This is a genomic window from Sulfitobacter mediterraneus (genome assembly GCF_003054325.1).
GTDB classification, from domain to species: domain Bacteria; phylum Pseudomonadota; class Alphaproteobacteria; order Rhodobacterales; family Rhodobacteraceae; genus Sulfitobacter; species Sulfitobacter mediterraneus.
This window is the reverse complement of record NZ_QBKU01000012.1, coordinates 99,867-121,712: the sequence shown is the minus strand read 5'-3', so window position 1 is coordinate 121,712 and position 21,846 is coordinate 99,867. Positions and strand designations below refer to the sequence as shown.

Below are 21,846 nucleotides of genomic sequence, written 5' to 3'. Positions count from 1 at the left end.
GGCCTGACGCCGGCGGAATATGCTAACCGGTCAGTGAAGGACCAAAACCTGAACAGAGCTAACCTAAACTAGCGGACTCAATGGGGAGCAGGTCATTCGGTGCAAATGGCTCAGGCAAATCATCGTTGATCGATGCGATGGCCTTCATGTCCCGCTTCGTCCGAATGTCTTTTCGCAATGAAGCTGGACAGGGGATCGACGTTGACCCCTTCCTTTTTCACAGTGAGTGGCGCGAACGCCCATCGGAATTCGAGGCAATCTTTATCCACGAAGAAACACTATATCAATATGGCTTCGCCATCTCGCATGAGAGGGTCGTTGATGAGTGGTTGTTTGCACGCCCCAAAAGCACGGGACGGCAACGACAACTTTTCACTCGCAGTTACGATGTACAAACGGACTCCTATGAATGGGACATATCGAGCGTGCATCTCAAAGGCGAACGTGACAGTTGGAGGTCACAAACGAGGCCCGACGCGCTTTTTCTAAGCACTGCGGTACAATTGAACGCTAAAGGGTTAAGTGGTGCGTACGAGTGGCTAGTCTTGATGCTCCGTACGCTTAAGGCACCAGATTCGAGACAGCTTGACTACACCGAGCGCCGCTTCGGAGAAGAAGGCTGGAAAACCCGAATAATCGAGTTCTTAAAGGCAACTGATGTCGCTGTGTCAGACATTCGGGTCACAGAAGCAAAAGTCTTGGACAATGATGAAATTCCAGGACCTATTCGGGATTTGATAAGAAACGATAATCCTGATGCAAAGCACTACAGCATCGATTTTATGCGACATGATGAGCAGAAAAGACTGATGCCACTTCCGTTCGTAGAGGAGTCAACCGGCACACAGAACCTTTTTGGTCTTGCAGGTCCCGTTTTAGACGTATTGGACAACGGCTTCACTTTAATCGTCGATGAGCTAAATTCAGGGCTGCACCCGTTGGCGTTCCAACATCTCATTGGGCTATTTTGTGATCCAAATCTTAACACCCGCAACGCTCAGTTGATCTTCACTACACATGATTCGTCATTGCTAGACAGCGACTGTATTGGGCGAGATCAGATTTGGATTGTTGAGAAAGGCCGCGATCTCGCTGCAGAACTAATCCCACTTACCGACTTTAAACCTAGGCAAGACGCTGCAGGGTTTCAAAAACGCTACCTGCAGGGACGCTTTGGCGGCGTACCTCGTCTGACAGCTTAACGCATGGGAAAGCCGTCTGTGGGTGTCGCTTTTCTGCGCTTTGGTCCTTTTGTCCAGAACCGAGGTTATTGTTCGCGAGAAATGCCGGCCTGCCCTGCTGCAAAAAGAGGCCATAAATCACCTTAAGCCGCGAGGCCGCCGATAGCGGCTCTACCCGCCCGAAATCCAAACATACAGGGTCAGATTCTGGCTGAAACCAAACCCCGCTCCTTTCGCCTCCAACCTAAATCAGGGCCATTGCAACATCGCCGGCGGCGAATGCCTCAACCGGACCAAACGGCGTCTTGATGCGCAATGTCAGTTTCTGACGCCACATCCCGCTGTCATTACAACCGGAAACAGCGAACGCCAAAGCGGCGGCCAGAATACCGCCAAGGCGCCTCATGACGCGCGCATTGCAATTTGGACTGTCAAATTCACCGAAGGACTTTAGTCAGAAACGCTATTCTGATGATCTTCGGATCAGCTCACCATAGGTGATTTGACAGCACAATATGACTGTGGACGCGTCATCGGAATAATTTCAATTTTTGCACCAATGTCCGGTGCTGGCGGTTTGTGCCCAAATTGGGCTCTTTGACCGCTTCCGGTTGTTGTGTTTTCCCAACCCTCAATGCGGGTTTGTGCGTCTTCCGGCACAGATACCCCACGATCTCTGTTCAGCCGGCATCCCAACAGCTGTCTCTGAGGCAGCCAATAGCAAAAAGGGCGCACGGACCTTACCATGCGCCCCTCCCTTTTTGGCCTTAAATACCTCCGGGGAGTTTGAGGGGCTGGCCCCTCAATCCGCCGCCGGACACAGACAGGTTAACCCAGAATGCCGGGCAGGTTCAGGCCCTTCTCACGGGCGCAATCCAGCGCAATGTCATAACCTGCATCCGCATGGCGCATCACACCAGTGGCCGGATCATTCCAAAGCACCCGTGCAATCCGCGCATCGGCCTCTTCGGTGCCATCACAACAGATCACCATGCCTGAATGCTGGCTGAAACCCATGCCGACGCCGCCGCCATGGTGCAACGACACCCATGTTGCCCCGGACGCCGTATTGAGCAGCGCATTGAGCAACGGCCAATCGCTTACCGCGTCAGAACCGTCTTTCATGGCCTCGGTCTCACGGTTCGGGCTCGCCACTGATCCGCTGTCCAAATGATCGCGGCCAATCACGATCGGCGCTTTCAATTCGCCGTTTCGCACCATCTCGTTGAACGCAAGGCCCAGCTTGTCACGCAGGCCCAGACCAACCCAACAGATACGCGCAGGCAGACCTTGGAATGAGATCCGTTCGCGGGCCATATCCAGCCATTTGTGCAGATGCGGATCGTCCGGTATCAACTCTTTGACCTTTTGATCGGTCTTGTAGATATCCTCGGGATCACCGGACAGCGCCGCCCAACGGAACGGGCCAACGCCGCGGCAGAACAACGGGCGAATATAGGCGGGCACAAATCCGGGGAAGGCAAAGGCGTTCTCCAGCCCCTCTTCCAAGGCGACCTGCCGGATGTTGTTACCGTAGTCCAGCGTCGGCACACCGGCGGTCCAAAAATCCACCATCGCGGCCACATGAACCTTCATGCTGGCACGGGCGGCTTTCTCGACGGCTTTTGGATCGCTCTCACGTTTGGCGCGCCATTCGCCCATGGTCCAGCCCTGCGGCAGGTATCCATTCAGCGGGTCATGTGCGCTGGTTTGATCCGTCACGATATCAGGCCGGACGCCGCGTTTGACCAGCTCGGGGAATATATCGGCAGCATTGCCAAGCAGGCCGACTGATTTGGCCTCGCCTGCCTTGGTCCAGCGGTCGATCATCTCAAGCGCTTCGTCAAGTGTCTCGGCCTTCTCGTCGAGGTATTTGGTGCGCAGGCGGAAGTCGATGCTGTCGGGGTTGCATTCCACCGCCAGACAGCAGGCGCCGGCCATAACCGCCGCCAAGGGCTGTGCGCCGCCCATGCCGCCCAGACCGCCGGTCAGGATCCATTTTCCGGTCAGATTGCCATCATAATGTTGGCGGCCTGCCTCGACAAAAGTCTCGTAAGTTCCTTGGACAATCCCTTGAGTTCCAATGTAAATCCACGATCCGGCGGTCATCTGGCCGTACATCGCCAGCCCGCGTTTATCGAGCTCGTTAAAGTGATCCCAATTGGCCCAGTGCGGCACCAGATTGCTGTTTGCAATCAACACTCTGGGGGCATTTTCGTGGGTCTTGAACACGCCCACAGGTTTGCCAGATTGCACAAGCAGCGTCTCATCGCCCTCCAGATCGGTCAGAGCGGCAACGATGCGGTCAAAGTCTTCCCACGTGCGGGCAGCACGGCCAATGCCGCCGTAAACCACCAATTCGTGAGGGTTTTCAGCGACATCGGGGTGCAAGTTGTTCATCAACATGCGCATCGGTGCTTCTGTCATCCAGCTTTTGGCCGTTAGCTCGGTGCCGGTGGCAGGAAAGATGTCTCGGGTGTTGTGACGGGGATTTGTCATCGCTGCTGCCTTTCATAAAGAAGCTCGGTCAAGTCATTGAGAATGCGGTAAAGAACCGGCCTGAGCCGTTCTGCCTTGTCGGCCCGCCACTGCCATGGCGGGGTCTCGTCCATATAGGTGGATTGGGCCAGTTCCATCTGGATTGCGTGAATGTTTTCCGCAGGTTGCCCATAATGCCGCGTTGTCCAGCCACCTTTGAAACGCCCATTGAGGACACTGGAATAGTCCTGCGCGGCGCGGCAACGGGTTTCCACAGCCCGCTCCACAAACTGGCCACAGCTTGTGGAGGAATTGGTCCCGATGTTCAGATCAGGCAGGGTATCGTCAAAAAGATAGGGGATAACCGACCGGATTGAGTGGCAATCATACAGCAGCGCAATGCCATGTTTGGCTTTCACCCGCGCCAGTTCTGTGGATAACGCATCATGATAGGGCGCGTGATAGAGCGCGCGGCGGCGCGAAACCTCATCCGCGTCCGGCTCTTGTCCCTCATGGTATATCGGGAAACCTTCAAAATCCGTTAACGGGCACAGACCCGTCGTGTTTTGTCCCGGATAAAGGCTTGCGTCATCAGGGCCGCGATTGGGATCAATCACATAGCGGTGGATCGGCGTGCGCACCACTGTAACGTCCAGCCCCAAGCCATTGTAAAGGCGGTCAATATGCCAGTCGGTATCGGCCAGCGCCTGGCCGCGTTCGTTGAGTTTGTCCCATATTTCGGGCGGCACCTCCGTTCCGGTGTGCGGCATGCCCAGAACAATCGGGCTGCCTCCTTGGGTGATCTCGATCATTGTGCCGCCTCGACCAATGCGCCACTGCGCACCAATGCTGTGGTCGTTTCGATATCTGGCGCGAGATAGCGATCCTTGCCAAGGGTCGGAACCTCCTGCCGCAACCGATCAATCACCCGTTGCAATCGCGCCGATGTGGCCAGCGGCGCACGCGCCTCAACCCCTTGCGCGGCGCACATCGCCTCGACCGCCTGGATTGCCGACAGGTTCCGGTTCATCCGCGCCAGACGGTAAGCGCCATGCGCGGCCATGCTCACGTGATCTTCCTGATTGGCGGAGGTGGGCGTGCTGTCCGTCACGCAAGGATTGGCCAGATGTTTGTTCTCGCTCATCAGCGCGGCGGTGGTCACTTCGGCAATCATAAAGCCAGAGTTCAGCCCTGGGTCAGGGGTCAGGAACGGCGGCAAATCATGGCTCAGCGTCGGGTCCACCATCAGCGCCACACGGCGTTGGCCAATCGCCCCAATCTCGGCAATGGCCAGTGCAATCATATCGGCGGCAAAGCCCACAGGTTCGGCATGGAAGTTCCCGCCCGAGACGATGCGCCCCTCGCCCACCAAAACCAGTGGATTGTCGGTCACGGCGTTGGCCTCGACCTCAAGCGTATGTGCCGCCTGCCGGATCACATCCCAGGCCGCGCCCAGCACCTGCGGCTGGCAGCGGATGCAATAGGGATCTTGTACACGGGTATCATCCTCCCGGTGGCTTTCACGGATTTCGGAGCCTTCCATCAGATCGCGCATCGCTTCGGCCACATCGATCTGTCCGGCATGGCCGCGAAGACTGTGAATGTCGGCAACCAGTGGCGCGGTGGAGCCCATGATCGCATCGGTGCTAAGCGCCGCGATAACCATCGCGTTGCGCACAGCATTCTGTGCGTCAAACAAACCTGCAAGGGCGCAGGCGGTCGAAAACTGGGTGCCGTTGATCAGCGCCAGCCCTTCCTTGGGGCCAAGCACAACTGCGGTCAATCCGGCACGGCTCAGGGCCTCGCTGCCGGACATTTCTTCGCCCTGATAGACCGCGCGGCCCTCGCCGATCATTGCAGCGGCCATATGCGCCAGCGGGGCCAGATCGCCCGAAGCACCCACCGAGCCTTGCGCAGGGATCACCGGCATCACGCCTGCATTCACCATCCCTTCGATCAGGGCGCAGACCTCCCAACGCACGCCAGAGGCACCGCGCCCCAGCGACATCAGCTTGAGCGTCATCATCATCCGTGTCAGTGGCAGGCTCAGCGCCTCGCCCACACCGCAGCAATGGGACAGGATCAAATTGCGTTGCAGGGTTTGCGTGTCCTCAGGGGCAATCTTGCGGCTGGCCAGTTTGCCAAAACCGGTGTTCACCCCATAAACCGCATCCTGCCCGGCCGCGGCCTTGGCCACCAGCGCGGCGGCGGCTTCGACGCCGTGTTGGCACGCCGGATCAAGGGTGATTTGCCCTCCATCGCGCCAGATCACTTCCAATGTATCGAGCCGTACAGCCCCCGGTGTCAGGATCATTGCTGTCCTCCAAAAATACGTGAATGCAAGGGGTTAAACCCAATGCGATAGGCCAGTTCGGCCGGATGTTCGATGTTCCAAACACATAAATCCGCCCGCTGACCAGCGGCGATTTGACCGCGATCCGTCATACCCAGCGCCTTGGCCCCATTCAGCGTCACACCGCGCAGCGCCTCTTCAGGGGTTAGACGGAACAGAGTGCAGCCCATGTTCATCGTCACCAAAACCGAGGCCAGAGGCGAAGAACCGGGATTACAGTCTGTGGCCAATGCCATCTCCGTGCCTTCATCGCGAAACGCCGCAACGGGCGGCGCTTGGGTTTCATGCACGGTATAGAACGCGCCGGGCAACAACACCGCGACGGTTCCGGCCTTGGCGAGTGCTTTGGCATCTGCAGCGGTGGCATATTCAACATGATCTGCCGAGATCGCCCCATATTCAGCCGCCAGTTTGGTGCCGCCGATATGTGAAAGTTGTTCGGCATGCAGTTTGACCGGCAGGCCAAGTTCCCGCGCAACGTCAAAGACCCGCGCGATCTGTGCGGTGTCAAAGGCGATGCCTTCGCAAAACCCGTCCACCGCATCCACCAGCCCTTCGGCATGGGCGGCACGCAGGGCCGGAATGCACATTTCGTCGATGTAAGCATCTGCGCGGCCAGCAAATTCCTTTGGCACCGCATGTGCCCCGAGGAAACTGGTCACTACACGAATTGATCGCATCTCGCCCAGCTTGCGGGCCGCCCGGAGCATCCGCAGTTCTGTCTCAAGGTCCAGCCCATAACCCGACTTTATCTCAACGGTACAAACCCCTTCGGCGATCATCGCATCAAGGCGCGGCAAAGCGCTGGCGATCAGGCTATCGAGATCCGCATCGCGGGTCGCGCCAACGGTCGAGACAATTCCGCCCCCTGCCCGCGCGACCTCTTCATAGCTGGCCCCTTGCAGTCGCATTTCAAATTCACGGGCCCGGTTGCCGCCATGCACCAGATGGGTGTGGCAATCCACCAGGCCGGGGGTGATCAGACGCCCGCCCATATCGCGGCGTTCCGCGCCGGCAAACTCTTCTGGCAGCTCTGTTTCAGGCCCGGCCCAGCCGATCAAATCGCCGTCCAAGACAACACAGCCTGTCTCGACCAACCCATAATCAGCCCCCACCATCGTCGCCAATCGCGCATTGCAGAGCAGTTGATGCATGAATTTCCCTTTATCTCGCGGCTGATTTGTAATTATGTATAGACATATTCAGATCACACCCTGAGTCGTCAAGAGGCAAGACATGACAAAAATTAAGGCCAAAACCGCGTTGCTGCCCTCTGGGTGGGTCAATGACGTCACCCTGACCCTCAAGGACGGACGCATCGCCGCGATTGGCGAGGGGCCCGCAGACACGCAGGTTGATATCCTCTTGCCCGCGCCCACCAACCTGCACAGCCATGCGTTTCAAAGGGCGATGGGCGGGCTGACAGAACGGCGCGGAGCAGAGCCAACGGACAGTTTCTGGACATGGCGGCAGTTGATGTTCCGGTTTCTGGATCAACTGACGCCAGAGGACATTCAGGCCATCACTGCTCAGGTCCAGATGGAGATGTTGGAGGCAGGATATGCCGCCAGCGTCGAGTTCCACTACCTGCATCATCAGCCGGGCGGTCATGCCTATGACAACCGCGCCGAACTGGCCACGCGGATCGCCGCTGCGGCAGAACAGACGGGCGTTGGACTGACGCTGTTGCCGGTGCTTTATGCCCAAGGCGGCGTGGACGGGCGCGCGCTTGGCCCCGGTCAAATCCGTTTTGGCAATGATCTGGATGGGTATCAAACCCTTTGGGATGGGGCACAGGTCGCCGTGAAAGGTTTGCCAGCGGATGCAAACATCGGCGTGGCGCCACATTCCCTGCGTGCCGTAACGCCAGATCAGATCAGAGCGCTGCAATCATTTGGCGGTCCGATCCATATGCATTTGGCCGAACAGGTCGCGGAGGTCGAAGAGATCGAGACGGCCTATGGCGCCCGCCCCGTCGAATGGGCATTGGCCAATGTCGAGGTTGATCCACGTTGGTGCATGATCCATTGCACGCAGATGACCGAAGCCGAGACACGTGGACTGGCGGCCACCGGCGCGGTTGCCGGGCTGTGCCCCTTGACCGAAAGCTCGCTTGGGGATGGCATTTTTAACGGGGTGACATGGTCAGATGCCAAGGGGATCTGGGGCATCGGGTCAGACAGCAACATTCTGATTTCATTGGCACAAGAACTGCGGACGCTGGAGTATTCCCAACGCCTGAGCACTCTGAACCGGGCTGTGATGGCGACCGAAGATCGCTCAACCGGGCGGGTCTTGTTTGATGGCGCTTGCCGGGGCGGCGCACAGGCCGCTGGGCGCAAGTCCGGCGCCATCGAAGTGGGCGCCTGGGCCGATCTGATGGCGCTGGACGGCAATGCAACGGATTTGATTGGCCGGGAGGGCGACAATGTGCTGGACACTTGGATCTTTGCGGGGACCGACACCCGCGTTACGGATGTTTGGGCTGCGGGCCGCCATATGGTACAAGACGGCATGCACATTGCCCGCACCGAGATCACAAATGCCTACCGCGAGACCCTTCACCGGCTCAAGGACGTGATGTGAAACGCGGCTGGCAGGACATCCAGACCGAGGCCTTGCGGCGCATTCAAAGCCGCGAATGGCCTCCCGGCGGATTGATCCCCAACGAGGCCGAACTGGCCCGCGAGCTGGGCTGTGCCCGCGCCACGGTCAACCGTGCGCTGCGGGCTTTGGCCGAGGATGGCTGGCTCGAACGGCGGCGCCGCGCTGGCACCCGCGTGGCCCTGTCGCCGCAACGGCGCGCGCAAATGTCGGTGCCGATCCTGCGCCAAGAGGTCGAAGGACTGGGCAAAGCCTATTCCCACCGCGTAATCAGCCGCAAAATCAAGGGGGGTCTGCTGCATCTTGAGGGGCTGCATTTTGCGGACAAGGCCCCCTTTGCCGCCGAACAGCGACAGGTCAACCTGTCCGAAGTGCCGCAGATGGCCGATGTCGATCTGGACCAGATCAGCGCCAATGAATGGCTGGTTCAAAATGCCCCGTTTGACCGGGGCACCTTGGAATATGCCGCCGAGCCGGCCAGCGGTTTCGACACCAAACACCTCGAATGTGCACCCGCCGCGCCCTTGATGGTCTTGCGCCGCGAAACCTTTAGCGAAACGGCCATGGTGACCGCGGTGCGCATGTCCTATGCCCCCGGCCACGCGGTGCGACTGGTGATCTGATCAGCCCTGATGCTGGGCGCGAACATAGTCCATCACGGCGGATCGGACCGACATTTCACCGCGATCACGCGCCTCATGGATGACTTGGCGTACCTCATCCAGATTGCAGCGCCGCAGCAGGCTTTTAACCGGCCCGATGGAGGCAGGCCTCATCGACAGGCTGCGAAATCCGATGGCTGCAAAACACAGCGCTTCAACCGGACGCCCCGCATCCTCGCCGCAGAACGACAGGGCGGTGTTGGTCTCGGCGCAGCGGTCCGCGATACCTTCGAGAAAGCTCAGGAAACTGACGTTCAGCGTATCATAGCGCCGCCGCACCCGTTCGTTTTCGCGATCAGCCGCAAAGAAAAACTGTTTCAAGTCATTGCCGCCGATGGACAGGAATTCGACCTCTTCAAAGAATTTCTGCGGGGCAAAGGCAAGGCTGGGTGTCTCCAACATCGCGCCCACCTCGACGGTTTCGGGCAGGACGTGGCCCAAACGCTCTTCTCGCGCCAGCGTTTTGTCCACCTCGGCGCGGGCAGCGCGAAATTCTTCGAACTGCGCAACAAAGGGGAACATGACCGTCAAAGGCCGCCCCGCCGCTGCACGAATAAGCGCTTGAAGCTGCATCCGCATGATACCCGGTTTGTCGAGGCCCACGCGGATCGCACGCCAGCCCAACGCCGGGTTCGGCTCGTCGTTGGGTTTCATGTAAGGCAGTACCTTGTCAGACCCGATATCGAGGGTCCGAAATACCACGCGCTTGCCATGTGCCGCGTCCAGAACCCGCGCATAGAGCGCCGAAAGTTCGGACCGTTTGGGCATCTGGTTGCGCACGAGGAATTGCAGTTCGGTGCGAAACAGCCCCACCCCTTCTGCACCAGAGCCATCGAGCGAAGGCAAATCGGCCATCAATCCGGCGTTCATATGCAACGCCACAACTGACCCGCATTTGGTCTGCGCCGGTAAATCACGGATCGAGGCATAGCGTTCCTGCGCCTCTGCCTGCATGGCGATTTTGTCGCGGAAGGCCGTGGCAACGGTGTCATCAGGGCGCAGATGAACGATACCCTGTTCGCCGTCCACCATGATGTGATCGCCGTTGAGCGCGTCTTCGGTCACACGGCCTGCCCGTACAATCAGCGGAATCGCAAGCGCCCGCGCAATGATCGCGGCATGCGATCCAACAGACCCGTTATCAAGCACGATCCCGCGCAGCTTTCGCCCGTAATCCAACAATTCTGCGGGCCCAATATTACGCGCCACCAAGATCGGATCATCGGGCATCTCGGCGCCGGTATCGGCCCCCTGCCCGGTCAGATTGCGCAGCAACCGGTTGCTCAGATCGTCCAGATCACTCAGCCGTTCGCGCAGGTAAGCATCCGTAGATTGCCCCATCCGCGCCCGCGCCAGCGATTGTTCCTTTTCCACTGCCGCCTCTGCCGACAGACCACTGGCGATGTCTTCCAGCATCCGCCGCATCCAGCCTTTGGAATTGGCAAACATCCGGTACGCCTCAAGCACCTGTTGCTGGTCTTTGTCGCCCACTGCCATCGTCATCATCTGATCAACGCTGATGCGCAATTGCTCCACCGCTTCGGTCAGGCGTTCCTCTTCGCGCTGCGGATCATCGGCAATCGGATTGGACACCACAACCCGCGGCTCGTGCAGCCAAACATGGCCCTCGGCCACACCTTCCTGCCCGACAATCCCGCGTATCATCACCGGCTGGCTGTGCCGCGCCGACATCGCCGCACCTTCGCCGACAAAAGCGCCCAGCTCTGTCATTTCGGCCAGCACCATCGCCACCACTTCAAGGGCATAAACCTCATCGGCAGAGAACTCGCGCGCGGATTTCGATTGCACCACCAAAACACCCAGCGCTTCGCCCAAGCGTTGCACAGGCACACCCAGAAAGCTGGAATAGATCTCTTCACCGGTTTCCGGCATAAACCGGAACCCCGGCGCTTGCGGCGCATCGGGGGTGTTGATCACATGGCGTTTTTTTGCGACGCGCCCGACAAGCCCTTCGCCCAGACGCATCCGCGTCTGGTGGACCGCATCCGCGTTCAGCCCTTCTGTCGCGCAAAGCTCTAGCGTCTCTTCATCGCGGAAAAGATAGATCGAACAGACCTCACAGCCCATCGAATTGGCAATCAGATGCGTGATCTTGTTGAGCCGCGCTTGCCCGGCGTCATCGCTTGCCAATGCATCACGCAAACGGCCCAGCAATTTGCGGCTCTCTGTTTCAAAACGCTCTGCCATACTGGCGCGTCCCCCGGTTTGACCGTTCCCAGCTTAGACCACAGGCCGCACCAAAGCGAAATGGCTGAATTCCCTGACGTCAGGCCATTTTGCCACATGTGCCCGCTTTTTGGGCAGGCCTGCGGGCCTCGGCTCTTGGGGTTGATCTGCATCAATGGGTCAAGGATGTCCACACGCTATAATTGAGCAAAGGAGCCAAGCCATGCCCGCAACCTGCAAGTCCGATCTGATCGCCGTCACCCAACGCGAGTTTGACAAACTGATGACGCTCGCCTCCCCTTTGGAGGCCGAGGGCGCAATGCAAAAGGATGCAGATGGCGTTTCCATAAAAGACGTGGTCGCCCACCGCGCCCATTGGATTGATCTGTTCCGCGGCTGGTATCACGACGGCCAGGCCGGAAATCCGGTATTCTTCCCCGCCGAAGGCTACAAATGGAACGAATTGCCCCGCTACAACAGCGAGCTTCGTGCGCGGCAAGCCGGCCTTAGTTGGTCCAATGCGTTGGCCCAACTGGAGACCGCCCATGGCCACCTTTTGCACTTGATCGAAAGCCTCGACGAGGACGCGCTTTATGGCGGGCCGATGAAAGGCGCGAAGAACGCATGGACCACAGGCCGCTGGGCCGAAGCCGCCGGGCCAAGCCATTATCGTTCAGCCCAGAAGTTCATCCGCCAACGTTTGAAAGCGGCAGCCTAAAATCAGGCCGCCTTGTCCAGATCAAAGGCGTCATGCAGCGCCTGTACCGCCAGTTCCATGTATTTGCGATCAATCAGCACCGAGATTTTAATCTCGGAGGTGGTGATCACCTTGATGTTGATGCCCTCTGCGGACAGCACCTGAAACATCTTGGCGGCCACACCTGTGTGACTGCGCATCCCAATGCCCACAACCGAAACCTTGGCCACATCAACATCCGCAATCAGCTCATGATAGTTGATGATCTCGCCATCCTTGGCGTCTTGCATCGCCTTTTCGGCGCGTTTGACCTGATCCACTGGGCAAGACCACGTCATATCCGTGCGTCCCTCCTCAGAGATATTCTGAACAATCATATCAACGTTCACGCCCGCATCGCTCAGCGCGGTAAAGATCGTGGCGGCAATGCCCGGACGGTCCGCAACCGACACCAGTGTCATCTTGGCTTCATCACGGCTGAACGCCACACCTGCAACAACATTGCTTTCCATGATTTCCTCCTCATCACAAACGAGCGTCCCGGCATCGTCTGATTGTTCTTCAAAACTTGAGAGCACCCGCAGCTTAACTTTATAGCGCATGGCCAATTCAACGGACCGTGTCTGCAAGACCTTGGCGCCCAGGGATGCCAGCTCCAGCATCTCTTCGAACGCGATCTTGTCCAGCTTGCGGGCCTTGGCACTGACCCGTGGGTCAGTGGTGTAAACGCCGTCCACATCCGTATAGATGTCACAACGTTCGGCTTCAAAGGCTGCGGCAAAGGCCACCGCTGTTGTGTCAGATCCACCCCGGCCCAATGTGGTGATCCGCCCCTCCGGGCTGACCCCCTGGAAACCGGCCACAACCGCCACCTTCATACCTTCGGCAAACTTGGCGCGAATATTGGCGGGCGGAATATCTTCGATCCGCGCGGCGGAATGTGCCGAGGTCGTCTGCACCGGCACTTGCCAACCCTGCCAGGACCGTGCGGGCACGTCCATTTCTTGCAAGGTCAGGGCCATCAAACCCGCCGTGACATTCTCACCGCTGGACACCACCGCATCATATTCACGGGCATCATACATCGGCGAGGTTTCACCAACCCAACCCACCAATTCATTGGTTTTGCCGGACATGGCAGAGACAATGACGATCACGTCATAGCCTTTGGCAACCTCAACCCCCACACGCTTTGCCGCGCGGCGGATCCGGTCCAGCGTGGCCACCGATGTGCCACCAAATTTCATCACAAGAACAGGCATCAGACCTCCCGCCGTTCAACACGCACGCGGTCTAGCCCCATGTCCGCCCCGGCGCAAGGCGGCATCCTGTCCCTTTTTGCCGCCTTTTTGGCATTAAATACTCTGGGGGTTTGGGGGCAAAGCCCCCATTCACGCAATTGGGCAGGCCCAATTGCCAGCATCACCTGGCGGGCCTGCCCGCCTCCGCCTCTTCAATAGGGATGTGCGCGGCCATCCCAGGTCTCGAAACATCCTGTGGTTTCAAGGCTCAAAGCATCAAACCGGGCCGCCAGCCCATTCACGGCTTCATCCGTGGTGATATCCGCGGCATCCCCGCCCATGTCGGTCTGTACCCAGCCCGGATGATAGATCCCCACAGCGATGCCTTCGGGCTCAAGATCCTTGGCAAGGTTGAGCCCCAGATTAAGCGCCGCTGCTTTGGAAGACCGATAAATATAGCTGCCACCGGGCGCCCGGTTGTCAGAGGCCATCTGCGAGGAAATGATTGCGATCTTGCCAGCCTTGGCCCGTCGCAAATGCGGCATAAGCGCCTGAATGCTCAGGAAAACCCCTGTCACATTGGTGGCAAAGCTTTGCGCCCATAGATCCGCGCCATAACCGCTGTCCAGATCATGGCCCTTGTCCAGATAGACCCCGGCATTACAGACCAGCAAATCCACGGCCCGATCGCCCAATGTCTCTGCCATGGCCTTATGGCTGGCGGGCTGGTTCACATCGAGCTGCAGTTGCGCCGCTGCAGACCGGCCCGTGCCGATCACTTCATGTCCGGCGTTTTGATAATGCGCGGCCAAGCCCGCGCCGATGCCGCGACTTGCGCCTGTGATAACAACCGTCATGATCTATCCTTTTCGGGGTCAGGTGAGTTTCTGTTTGGGCCGAAATGGCAGCGGCACCAGGGGCACGCCATCCTCGATCAACTCTTTCGCCTGATCCAGACGCGCCTCGCCATAGATCGCACGCTCCGGCGCGTCACCCAAATGCATGGCGCGGGCCTCTTTGGTGAAATTCTCGCCCACGTAATCAGAGTTTTCTTCAACCTTGCGGCGCAGATCGCTCAGCGCCTGCTCAACTTCGGTGGGTAGATTGTGCAGTGCAGGCACGCTCGCCTGCTCCGGTTCTGGCGGCGCGGCCTTGGCTTTCGTGGCAACTCGCGGTGCCATGATCGCTTTGCTCACCTGAGATGATCCACAAACCGCACAGCTCAAATGCCCGGCCTTGGCCAGAACATCAAAGGCCGACGCCGATTGGAACCAGCTTTCAAACTGGTGGCCCGCCTCACATTTGAGCGCATAATGGATCATTCTACCGCGCTATCCTCTGCCACGTTGTCTTTGAAAAATGGGGCGCGCGCCGCCATAGGTCAAGCTTTTGCCATGCCGCTGCGGGGATCAAAATCCAATATCATCCGCGCAAGTTCCGGCTCCGAGACCAACCGCGCTGCCTTTTTGCGCGAAACCCAGCGCCGGCGGCGTTGACCGCGTTCAGGGAATTTCTTGGCAAGCGATTTGACTGCCACCGGGTAAAGCATCGCAAGGCAGGGCAAATCATCCGCCGCGCCCACATCCTTGGCATAGGAATAAACGCCCAGACAACTGCCAACCGACCGGCCATAGACGCCCGCTTCTTCCCAGGCCTCCTGCTTGGCTGAAGCCGCCGGTGTTTTGCCCTCCATGGGCCAGCCCTTGGGCACGATCCACCGCTTGGACCCGCGTGACGTGACCAGCAGCACCTGCACCTTGCCCCGCTTGATCCGGTAGCACAGCGCAGCAAACTGGCTGCGCACCTCGCCTTTGCGCGCCCCATGCAGCGATATGGGAAGTTGCTTGATCATAAATGTCCCATGTTCAGCGCCTGCTCGTTTTGACTGAAATATAAAAGCTCTTGCCCGCAATGACCAGCGATCAGCAATGCGCTTGTGCCGTCTTTGTGCATCGCGGATAGTGCGGCTGATGAAACGCGTCTTTGCCCTTTTGATCTGGCTCTTGGCCTTGCCGCTTTTGGCCGCTGCGCAATCGCCGCCCGTGACGGTCTTTGCAGCTGCCAGCCTGCGCGGCGCCTTGGATGACCTTGCCGCCCGATACGGCGCTCCGGTCACAGTGTCCTTTGCCGGGTCAGGCACCCTTGCACGGCAAGTGGCCGCCGGCGCCCCGGCTGATCTGGTGGTTCTGGCCAACCCCGTATGGATGGATTGGCTGGCAGAGCAGGACGTTACCTTTGCTGGGCCGACCACAGCAATTGCCAGAAATCGCCTCGTGATGATCAGCCACCAAGAAATAGAACCCTTAAATGATATCAGCGCCTTACCAGTCAAACTTGACACAGAACGCTTGGCTATGGGCCACCGCGATGCGGTGCCCGCTGGTGCCTATGCGCGGCAATGGCTGCAATCGATAGATCTGTGGAACACGCTGGAGCCGCAACTGGCCGAAACAGACAACGTGCGGTCCGCCCTCGCCCTCGTCGCACGGGGCGCGGCCCCCTTTGGCATCGTTTATGCCACTGATGCGATGGCCGAAACGCGTGTGCATACTGTCTTTGACGTGCCTGCAAGTCTGCATGATCCAATCCTCTATCCCGCCGCCGCGCTCAGCGCAGGTGGCCAAGCCTTTCTTGAGTATTTGGCCAGCCCCGCCGCGCAAGTCGTCTTTGCTGCCCATGGCTTTGCCGAGGCACCCAAATGACCGCTGACAGCGCCGCATGGGAGGCCCTCCGCCTGTCGCTTTGGGTCGCATGCTGGGCCACTGTACTGGCCGTTCCGCTGGCCCTTTGGGTGGCTTGGATCCTTGCGCGTAAATCCTTCTGGGGAAAATCCCTGTTAAATGCGGTTGTGCATCTTCCACTGGTTCTGCCTCCGGTGGTCACGGGGTATCTGCTGCTGATCAGTTTCAGCCCGAACGCGCCGATGGGCCAAGCGCTCAGCGCGATGGGTCTGCAATTGGCCTTCCACTGGACCGGTGCGGTGCTGGCCGCCATCGTGATGGGTTTTCCCCTGATGGTACGGGCCATGCGGCTGGCGATAGAGGCCGTTGATCCCAAACTGGAAGAGGCTGCTGAGACCCTCGGCGCGGGTCGCATTTCGGTATTTGCCCGCGTGACATTGCCCCTGATCGGACCGGGCATTCTGGCCGGGGCTGTCATGGGGTTCGCCAAGGCCATGGGCGAATTTGGCGCGACCATCACCTTTGTCGCCAATATCCCCGGCCAAACCCAAACATTGCCCGGTGCCATCTGGGCGGCATTGCAGATCCCCGGCGGTGAAGGGCAAGCGGTCACGATGGTCTTGATGGCCAGCGCCGTTGCGGTGGCCGCCGTGCTGCTGTCGGAGGTTCTGGCACGGCGGGTCTCGGCACGGATTGCGGCCAAATGACCTTGCAGGTGGAAATAAAGCATCAGCTTGGCGGGCTGTCCCTCAAGGTGGGCTTTGAGGCGGCAGGCGGGATCACCGCGATCTTTGGCCGCTCCGGCACCGGCAAGACCACGGTGATCAATGCGGTGGCCGGGCTGCTGCGCCCGGATGCCGGGCGGGTCAGCCTTGGTGGCGATGTGTTTGTCGATACGGCGTCGGGGCGGTTTGTGCCGCCCGCCAAACGCAGGCTTGGCTATGTGTTTCAGGACGCGCGGCTGTTTCCGCATCTCACGGTGCGTGACAATCTGACGTTTGGTGCGCGTTATGCACCGCCGGGCGCACAAGGTGCGGGCCTTGACGATGTAGTGGCACTGCTGGGTCTCGCGCCCCTAATGGCGCGGCGGCCCGGCACGCTGTCTGGCGGTGAAAAACAACGGGTCGCCATCGGCCGCGCCTTGCTCAGCCGGCCACGCATGCTCCTTATGGACGAACCGCTGGCCAGTCTGGACGCTCCGCGCAAGCAAGAGATCCTGCCCTATCTGGAACGGCTGCGCGATGGACCGCTGAACCTGCCAATCCTCTATGTCAGCCATGCAGTGGACGAAGTTGCCCGTTTGGCGGACCGGTTGGTGCTGTTGCAAGACGGCGAGGTACAGGCGCAAGGACCGCTTTATGACGTGATGGCCGATCCCGCAGCAGTGCCGCTGCTGGGCGTGCGCGAGGCAGGCGCGGTGATTGAGGCCGAGGTTATCGCCCACGCCGATGATGGGTTATCGACCCTGCGCATCAGCGCCGGAACACTTGAATTGCCGGGCGTACAAGCGGATGTCGGCGCGCGCATCCGCCTGCGGGTGTTGGCGCAGGATGTGATCCTGTCGCTGTCTCGCCCAGAAGGGCTGTCATCTGTGAATGTCCTGCCCGTCCGCGTCGAAACGGTACATCCCGGCGGAGGGCCGGGCGCCGCGATTGGACTGCGTGCAGGCAAAGATCGGGTGTTGGCGCGGGTCACAGCGCGGGCTGTCGCCGAAATGCAGCTGGCGCCGGGGCTGGATTGTTACGCGATCCTCAAGGCAACCAATGTCGCGCCCGGCAGCATCGGGCGCTGATCCTGCCGATATACCGACCACTCGGGCCAAACCGCTTGGGCAACCTTCACCGCCAAGGGGGCCAGCCCCCACCGCCGCTGCGCGGCGCTCCCCCCGGAGGTTTTTTAGCCAAATGAAGACAAGAGCGCCTTTTTCTTCATTTGGCCCTTAAACCTCTGGGGTCCGGGGCAACGCCCCGGGTGTCTGCGCCTGGGCTATACTTTTGCCGGAATTTTCCCCATCTTTTGGGCCAGCGTCGCGACCAGCATGTCGTGCGGCACATCGCCGTCTATCGCCAGTTTGCGCAGGCCAAAATGCACATGGGCCATATCTTCGTAATAGCTGGTATAGGCGTAATTTGTCGCAGCGCCCGCCACAGCGCCCAGCACAGGCACCGCTTGCGCCGCCAATTTCTGACCCATTACTACGGCCAGCTTCGGCGCGATTTTGGCAATCACGGCCTGCATCGCGCGGCCCGTCAGGGCCATACGTGCCGACAAAAACCCGAGGTCTGCGCCGTCATCGCCGGATAGGGGCCCGGCCGCGGCGAAGATATGGACGCAGTCAAACTGGACGTTCTCTGCCTCCGGATCAAACCCGTGTTCCACGGCCACCCCCTGGATCACCCGCAGCAGCAGCGTGGTCGTCACAGGCAGTTCGGCCAACGCCGTAGGCAGACCGCCCGCCCCGCCTGCCGCGCCCATGGCGGCGGTCACGGTTTGGTTGAGCCAGCTTTTCTGATCCGGCACCACCGTGCGGCTGCTATGGGCCGCCTTCATCGCGTGGTTGAGCGCCTTGACCGTCGCCGCTTCGAGGTTGCTGCGTACGCCGGAGGGCAACCGGTCGAGCAGATTTTCAGCGCTGCCGCCGATCAGGTTCAGGACATTGATCCCCAAACCGCCCGCCTGTTTGTAACGCAATGCGATTTCATCAAGCCTTGCGTCAACGTCGATCGGGGCGGGCAGATTGCTGGAAATGTCCATGGTGGTCCTTCTCTTTGCCTATGATGTGGGGCGGGACCGGCATGATTTCAATCGCTCCAGCGCCGCACATGCCCTTTGACACCACGCCAGGAATCTTTTGACAGGGTGCGGCCCAGCACCCGTTCGGGGTTTGTGGGCGGCGGCATGATCACATCTTGCAGCCGGTCAAAGCCAAAGCGATTGTAGTAGGGCGCATCCCCCACCAGCATCACTCGGTGCCAGCCAAAGGGCGTGGCCGCATCAAGGCTTTCTTCGATCAGGGCGCGGCCCAGCCCTTCGCCCTGCCGGGTGGGGTGCACCGCAACAGGCCCCAGCAGCAGCGCGTCATGAGCGCCGATATGCACCGGCCAATAGCGGATCGCGCCCGCCAGAATGCCATCCGCGTCCCGCGCCACGTGGCTGAGCCCTGCCACCGAAGGCACCCCGTCGCGCAGGCGGTATGACGACAACGCCTCGCGCCCCGGCGCAAAGCAGGTGTCATATAGCGCCTCGACCTCCCAATAATCATCAGGGGTTTCTGGGATGAGCTGGTACAAGGTGCGGTTCCTGCCCCGAATTGCGGTGGCCATGCCCCTAACATGACGTTAGCCATAGGTGCAATTGACCAAGGAGAGCGCCCCTATGTTCTATCGCCCGGAAAATGGCCACGGCCTGCCGCACAACCCGTTCAACGCCATTGTCACGCCCCGCCCCATCGGCTGGATATCTACCCGTGACGCGGACGGGCGCGACAATCTTGCGCCTTATTCGTTTTTCAACGGCGTGGCCTATGTGCCGCCACAGGTGATGTTTGCCTCCACCGGGGTGAAGGACGATGTGGATGGCACCAAGGATTCGGTTGCCAATATTCGCGAGACCGGCGTCTTTTGTGTGAACATCGTGGAATATGCGGCGCGCGAGGCAATGAACCTCAGCTCTGCCACCCTGCCCCATGACGCGGATGAATTTGCCCATGCGCAGGTCGAAAAGGCGGGGTGTGATGTGATTGATTGTGCCCGTGTGGCCAATGCTCCGGCCAGCCTTGAGTGCCGGATGACCCAGATTGTCAGGATCGAGGGCGAGGCCAATTTTGTGGTGTTTGGCGAGGTTGTTGGCGTGCATCTGCGCGACGATTGTGTGGTCGATGGCCGCTTTGACGTGACCCGGTATGAGCCGCTGTCGCGGTTGGGGTATCGCGATTACACCCGTGTCCGTGAGGTGTTTGAGATTATCCGCCCCGACGACTGATCGCGGGGGCGGAAAAATTCGCAAATGGATATGCGGTTTTTCGCGGCGGAAACGGGCCGATCAATGCCCGCCCAAGATCCCTGTGCGCACTGAATAATCCACCGCCAGTTCGTAATCAGGGTCATCATCGCTGTCGATCATCAGATGGCCCGCTTTGGTCAGCAGTTTGTGACAATCGCGGCTGAGGTGACGCAGGGCGACATGTTTGCCCGCGGCCTCGTATTTACCGGCAATCGCTTCGATCGCTTGCAGCGCGGATTGATCCACAACCCGGCTGTCTGCAAAATCGATGATCACGCGGTCCGGGTCGCCTGCCACGTCGAAGAGTTCGGCGAAGCCATCGGAGGAGCCAAAGAACAATGGTCCGTGGATCTCATAGACCTTGGCGCCTTCTTCGGAATGGGAATCGCGCGTGGTCGCGTCGATGCGCCGGGCGTTGTTCCATGCGTAGGCCAACGCCGATACAATCACGCCAACCACAACCGCCACGGCCAGGTCTTCATAGACTGTGACAACCGTTACCAGCAGGATCACAAAGGCATCTGTCAGAGGCACTTTGCGCAGGATTGTCAGAGAGTTCCACGCAAAGGTGCCGATCACCACCATGAACATCACACCGACCAGTGCGGCCAACGGGATCTGTTCGATCAGGGGGGATCCGACAAGAATGAACAACAGCAAGAACACCGCCGCGGCGATTCCGGCCACGCGGGTGCGCCCGCCGGATTTGACGTTGATCATCGACTGACCAATCATCGCACAACCGCCCATGCCCGCGAAAAAGCCGGTCACGGTGTTGGCCACACCTTGGGCAATACATTCCTGACTGGCACCGCCCCGGGTGCCGGTCATGTCACTGACCAGATTGAGGGTCAGCAGCGATTCAATCAGACCAATCGCGGCGAGGATCACCGCATAGGGCGCAATAATATAGAGTGTTTCAAGGTTGAACGGCGCCAGCGCCGTGCCATAAAGGCCGATCCCTTCGCCAAAGGGCATGTGCAACATCGGCAGGCCACCTTCGATAGAGGCCAGATCGCCCACGCGCGGCACATCCATACCGGTAAAGATCACCACAGCGGCGACGATGCCAATGCCTGCCAGCGGTGCGGGGATAAACTTGGTGATGCGCGGCATCACCCAGATGATTGCCATCGTCGCGCCCACAAGCGCCAGCATCAGGAACAGCGGCGTGCCCGACAGCCATTCACCGCCGCCCATGCCATGCCCGGTGTCCACCATGGTGCCGGGCACCTTGAACTGGCTCATCTGGGCGAGGAAAATCACAATCGCCAACCCGTTCACAAAGCCCAGCATCACCGGATGCGGCACCAGACGGATAAACTTGCCCCATTGCATCACGCCAGCAAAGATCTGGATCAACCCCATCAAAACCACGGTGGCAAAGAGGTATTCCACCCCGTGCTGTGCCACCAGAGCCACCATTACAACCGCCAAGGCGCCTGTCGCGCCAGAGATCATACCGGGGCGGCCACCGATCAAGGCAGTGATCAGGCCAACCAGAAACGCCGCATAGAGCCCAACAAGGGGATGCACACCGGCGACAAAGGCAAAGGCCACCGCTTCGGGCACCAGCGCCAGCGCGACGGTCAGGCCCGACAACAGTTCAATGCGCAACCGACCGATGGAAAACCCGTCTTCGGGCATCCAGCGCAGATCGGTGACTTCCAGATTTTTTGTAAAACTATGCAGAAGTGAGGCGCGCGCCATGGGGCATCCTTTGTCGTGAGGGATCGGAGGGGGCCTTGTTGCGTCGCAAG

21 protein-coding genes are annotated in these 21,846 nt (G+C 59.6%); 8 read left to right on the top strand and 13 right to left on the bottom strand.

From position 1 onward, the window contains the following. The first annotated feature begins 80 nt into the window (after positions 1-80). Entirely contained in the window at positions 81-1,202 is a 1,122-nt protein-coding gene (locus C8N31_RS17490) for an AAA family ATPase (RefSeq protein ID WP_081785616.1), read from the top strand. Positions 1,203-1,425: 223 nt separating this feature from the next. Here C8N31_RS17490 and C8N31_RS20440 read toward each other — a convergent pair whose 3' ends face one another. The 5 genes from C8N31_RS20440 to hutI form a co-directional block, all read right to left on the bottom strand. Next, positions 1,426-1,587, bottom strand: coding sequence for a hypothetical protein (locus C8N31_RS20440; RefSeq protein WP_156026840.1), 162 nt, complete (start codon positions 1,585-1,587; stop codon positions 1,426-1,428). A 422-nt stretch (positions 1,588-2,009) separates the two neighbouring features. Continuing rightward, positions 2,010-3,680, bottom strand: coding sequence for a urocanate hydratase (gene hutU / locus C8N31_RS17485; protein ID WP_025046397.1), 1,671 nt, complete (start codon positions 3,678-3,680; stop codon positions 2,010-2,012). Then, positions 3,677-4,471, bottom strand: coding sequence for an N-formylglutamate deformylase (gene hutG, locus C8N31_RS17480; protein ID WP_025046398.1), 795 nt, complete (start codon positions 4,469-4,471; stop codon positions 3,677-3,679). The genes hutU and hutG overlap by 4 nt, the downstream gene beginning before the upstream one ends. Continuing rightward, entirely contained in the window at positions 4,468-5,973 is a 1,506-nt protein-coding gene (gene hutH / locus C8N31_RS17475) for a histidine ammonia-lyase (RefSeq protein WP_025046399.1), read from the bottom strand. The genes hutG and hutH overlap by 4 nt, the downstream gene beginning before the upstream one ends. Further along, complete coding sequence (gene hutI / locus C8N31_RS17470) at positions 5,970-7,166, bottom strand: imidazolonepropionase (RefSeq protein ID WP_025046400.1); 1,197 nt, start codon at positions 7,164-7,166, stop codon at positions 5,970-5,972. Before hutI ends, hutH begins: the two co-directional genes overlap by 4 nt. An 82-nt stretch (positions 7,167-7,248) precedes the next feature. Between hutI and C8N31_RS17465 the strand changes: the two genes are divergently transcribed. Together C8N31_RS17465 and C8N31_RS17460 are read left to right on the top strand one after the other, a co-directional pair. Then, the gene (locus C8N31_RS17465; RefSeq protein WP_025046401.1) at positions 7,249-8,598 is read left to right on the top strand and encodes a formimidoylglutamate deiminase; all 1,350 of its coding nucleotides are present in this window, start codon (positions 7,249-7,251) and stop codon (positions 8,596-8,598) included. After that, positions 8,595-9,239 carry a GntR family transcriptional regulator gene (locus tag C8N31_RS17460; RefSeq protein ID WP_025046402.1) on the top strand — a complete coding sequence of 215 codons (645 nt, stop codon included), beginning with the start codon at positions 8,595-8,597 and terminating at the stop codon, positions 9,237-9,239. Before C8N31_RS17465 ends, C8N31_RS17460 begins: the two co-directional genes overlap by 4 nt. Here C8N31_RS17460 and ptsP read toward each other — a convergent pair whose 3' ends face one another. Further along, complete coding sequence (gene ptsP / locus C8N31_RS17455) at positions 9,240-11,486, bottom strand: phosphoenolpyruvate--protein phosphotransferase (protein ID WP_025046403.1); 2,247 nt, start codon at positions 11,484-11,486, stop codon at positions 9,240-9,242. A 202-nt stretch (positions 11,487-11,688) separates the two neighbouring features. Between ptsP and C8N31_RS17450 the strand changes: the two genes are divergently transcribed. Further along, a complete protein-coding gene (locus tag C8N31_RS17450) occupies positions 11,689-12,183 on the top strand; it encodes a ClbS/DfsB family four-helix bundle protein (protein ID WP_025046404.1) in 495 nt (164 codons plus the stop codon). Positions 12,184-12,185: 2 nt separating this feature from the next. Here C8N31_RS17450 and C8N31_RS17445 read toward each other — a convergent pair whose 3' ends face one another. From C8N31_RS17445 to C8N31_RS17430, 4 genes are all read right to left on the bottom strand, one after another. Further along, the gene (locus tag C8N31_RS17445; RefSeq protein WP_025046405.1) at positions 12,186-13,424 is read right to left on the bottom strand and encodes an aspartate kinase; all 1,239 of its coding nucleotides are present in this window, start codon (positions 13,422-13,424) and stop codon (positions 12,186-12,188) included. A 191-nt stretch (positions 13,425-13,615) separates the two neighbouring features. Continuing rightward, a complete protein-coding gene (locus C8N31_RS17440) occupies positions 13,616-14,260 on the bottom strand; it encodes an SDR family NAD(P)-dependent oxidoreductase (protein ID WP_025046406.1) in 645 nt (214 codons plus the stop codon). Positions 14,261-14,278: 18 nt separating this feature from the next. Next, positions 14,279-14,725, bottom strand: a complete 447-nt coding sequence (locus C8N31_RS17435) for a DUF1178 family protein (RefSeq protein WP_025046407.1) — start codon at positions 14,723-14,725, stop codon at positions 14,279-14,281. 59 nt (positions 14,726-14,784) lie between these two features. Continuing rightward, on the bottom strand, positions 14,785-15,255 hold the full coding sequence (locus C8N31_RS17430) for an NUDIX hydrolase (RefSeq protein ID WP_025046408.1): 471 nt from the start codon (positions 15,253-15,255) through the stop codon (positions 14,785-14,787). Between the two features lie 118 nt (positions 15,256-15,373). On the opposite strand from C8N31_RS17430, the gene modA reads away from it, so the two are divergent. The 3 genes from modA to modC are packed head-to-tail and all read left to right on the top strand — an operon-like array spanning position 15,374 to position 17,876. Next, positions 15,374-16,105, top strand: coding sequence for a molybdate ABC transporter substrate-binding protein (gene modA, locus C8N31_RS17425; protein WP_025046409.1), 732 nt, complete (start codon positions 15,374-15,376; stop codon positions 16,103-16,105). Beyond that, positions 16,102-16,791 (top strand): molybdate ABC transporter permease subunit, encoded by a 690-nt coding sequence (gene modB / locus C8N31_RS17420; protein ID WP_025046410.1) that lies wholly within the window; start codon positions 16,102-16,104, stop codon positions 16,789-16,791. Before modA ends, modB begins: the two co-directional genes overlap by 4 nt. Beyond that, entirely contained in the window at positions 16,788-17,876 is a 1,089-nt protein-coding gene (gene modC / locus C8N31_RS17415; RefSeq protein WP_025046411.1) for a molybdenum ABC transporter ATP-binding protein, read from the top strand. Before modB ends, modC begins: the two co-directional genes overlap by 4 nt. Before the next feature lie 194 nt (positions 17,877-18,070). On the opposite strand, the gene C8N31_RS17410 is transcribed toward modC, so the two are convergent. Both C8N31_RS17410 and C8N31_RS17405 read right to left on the bottom strand, forming a co-directional pair. Continuing rightward, on the bottom strand, positions 18,071-18,838 hold the full coding sequence (locus tag C8N31_RS17410) for an EcsC family protein (protein ID WP_025046412.1): 768 nt from the start codon (positions 18,836-18,838) through the stop codon (positions 18,071-18,073). Between the two features lie 47 nt (positions 18,839-18,885). After that, a complete protein-coding gene (locus tag C8N31_RS17405; RefSeq protein WP_051544547.1) occupies positions 18,886-19,407 on the bottom strand; it encodes a GNAT family N-acetyltransferase in 522 nt (173 codons plus the stop codon). A gap of 52 nt (positions 19,408-19,459) precedes the next feature. Here C8N31_RS17405 and C8N31_RS17400 point away from each other — a divergent pair, with 52 nt between their 5' ends. Beyond that, a complete protein-coding gene (locus C8N31_RS17400) occupies positions 19,460-20,065 on the top strand; it encodes a flavin reductase family protein (protein ID WP_025046414.1) in 606 nt (201 codons plus the stop codon). A 60-nt stretch (positions 20,066-20,125) separates the two neighbouring features. On the opposite strand, the gene C8N31_RS17395 is transcribed toward C8N31_RS17400, so the two are convergent. Continuing rightward, on the bottom strand, positions 20,126-21,796 hold the full coding sequence (locus C8N31_RS17395; RefSeq protein WP_025046415.1) for a SulP family inorganic anion transporter: 1,671 nt from the start codon (positions 21,794-21,796) through the stop codon (positions 20,126-20,128). Positions 21,797-21,846 lie beyond the last annotated feature (50 nt).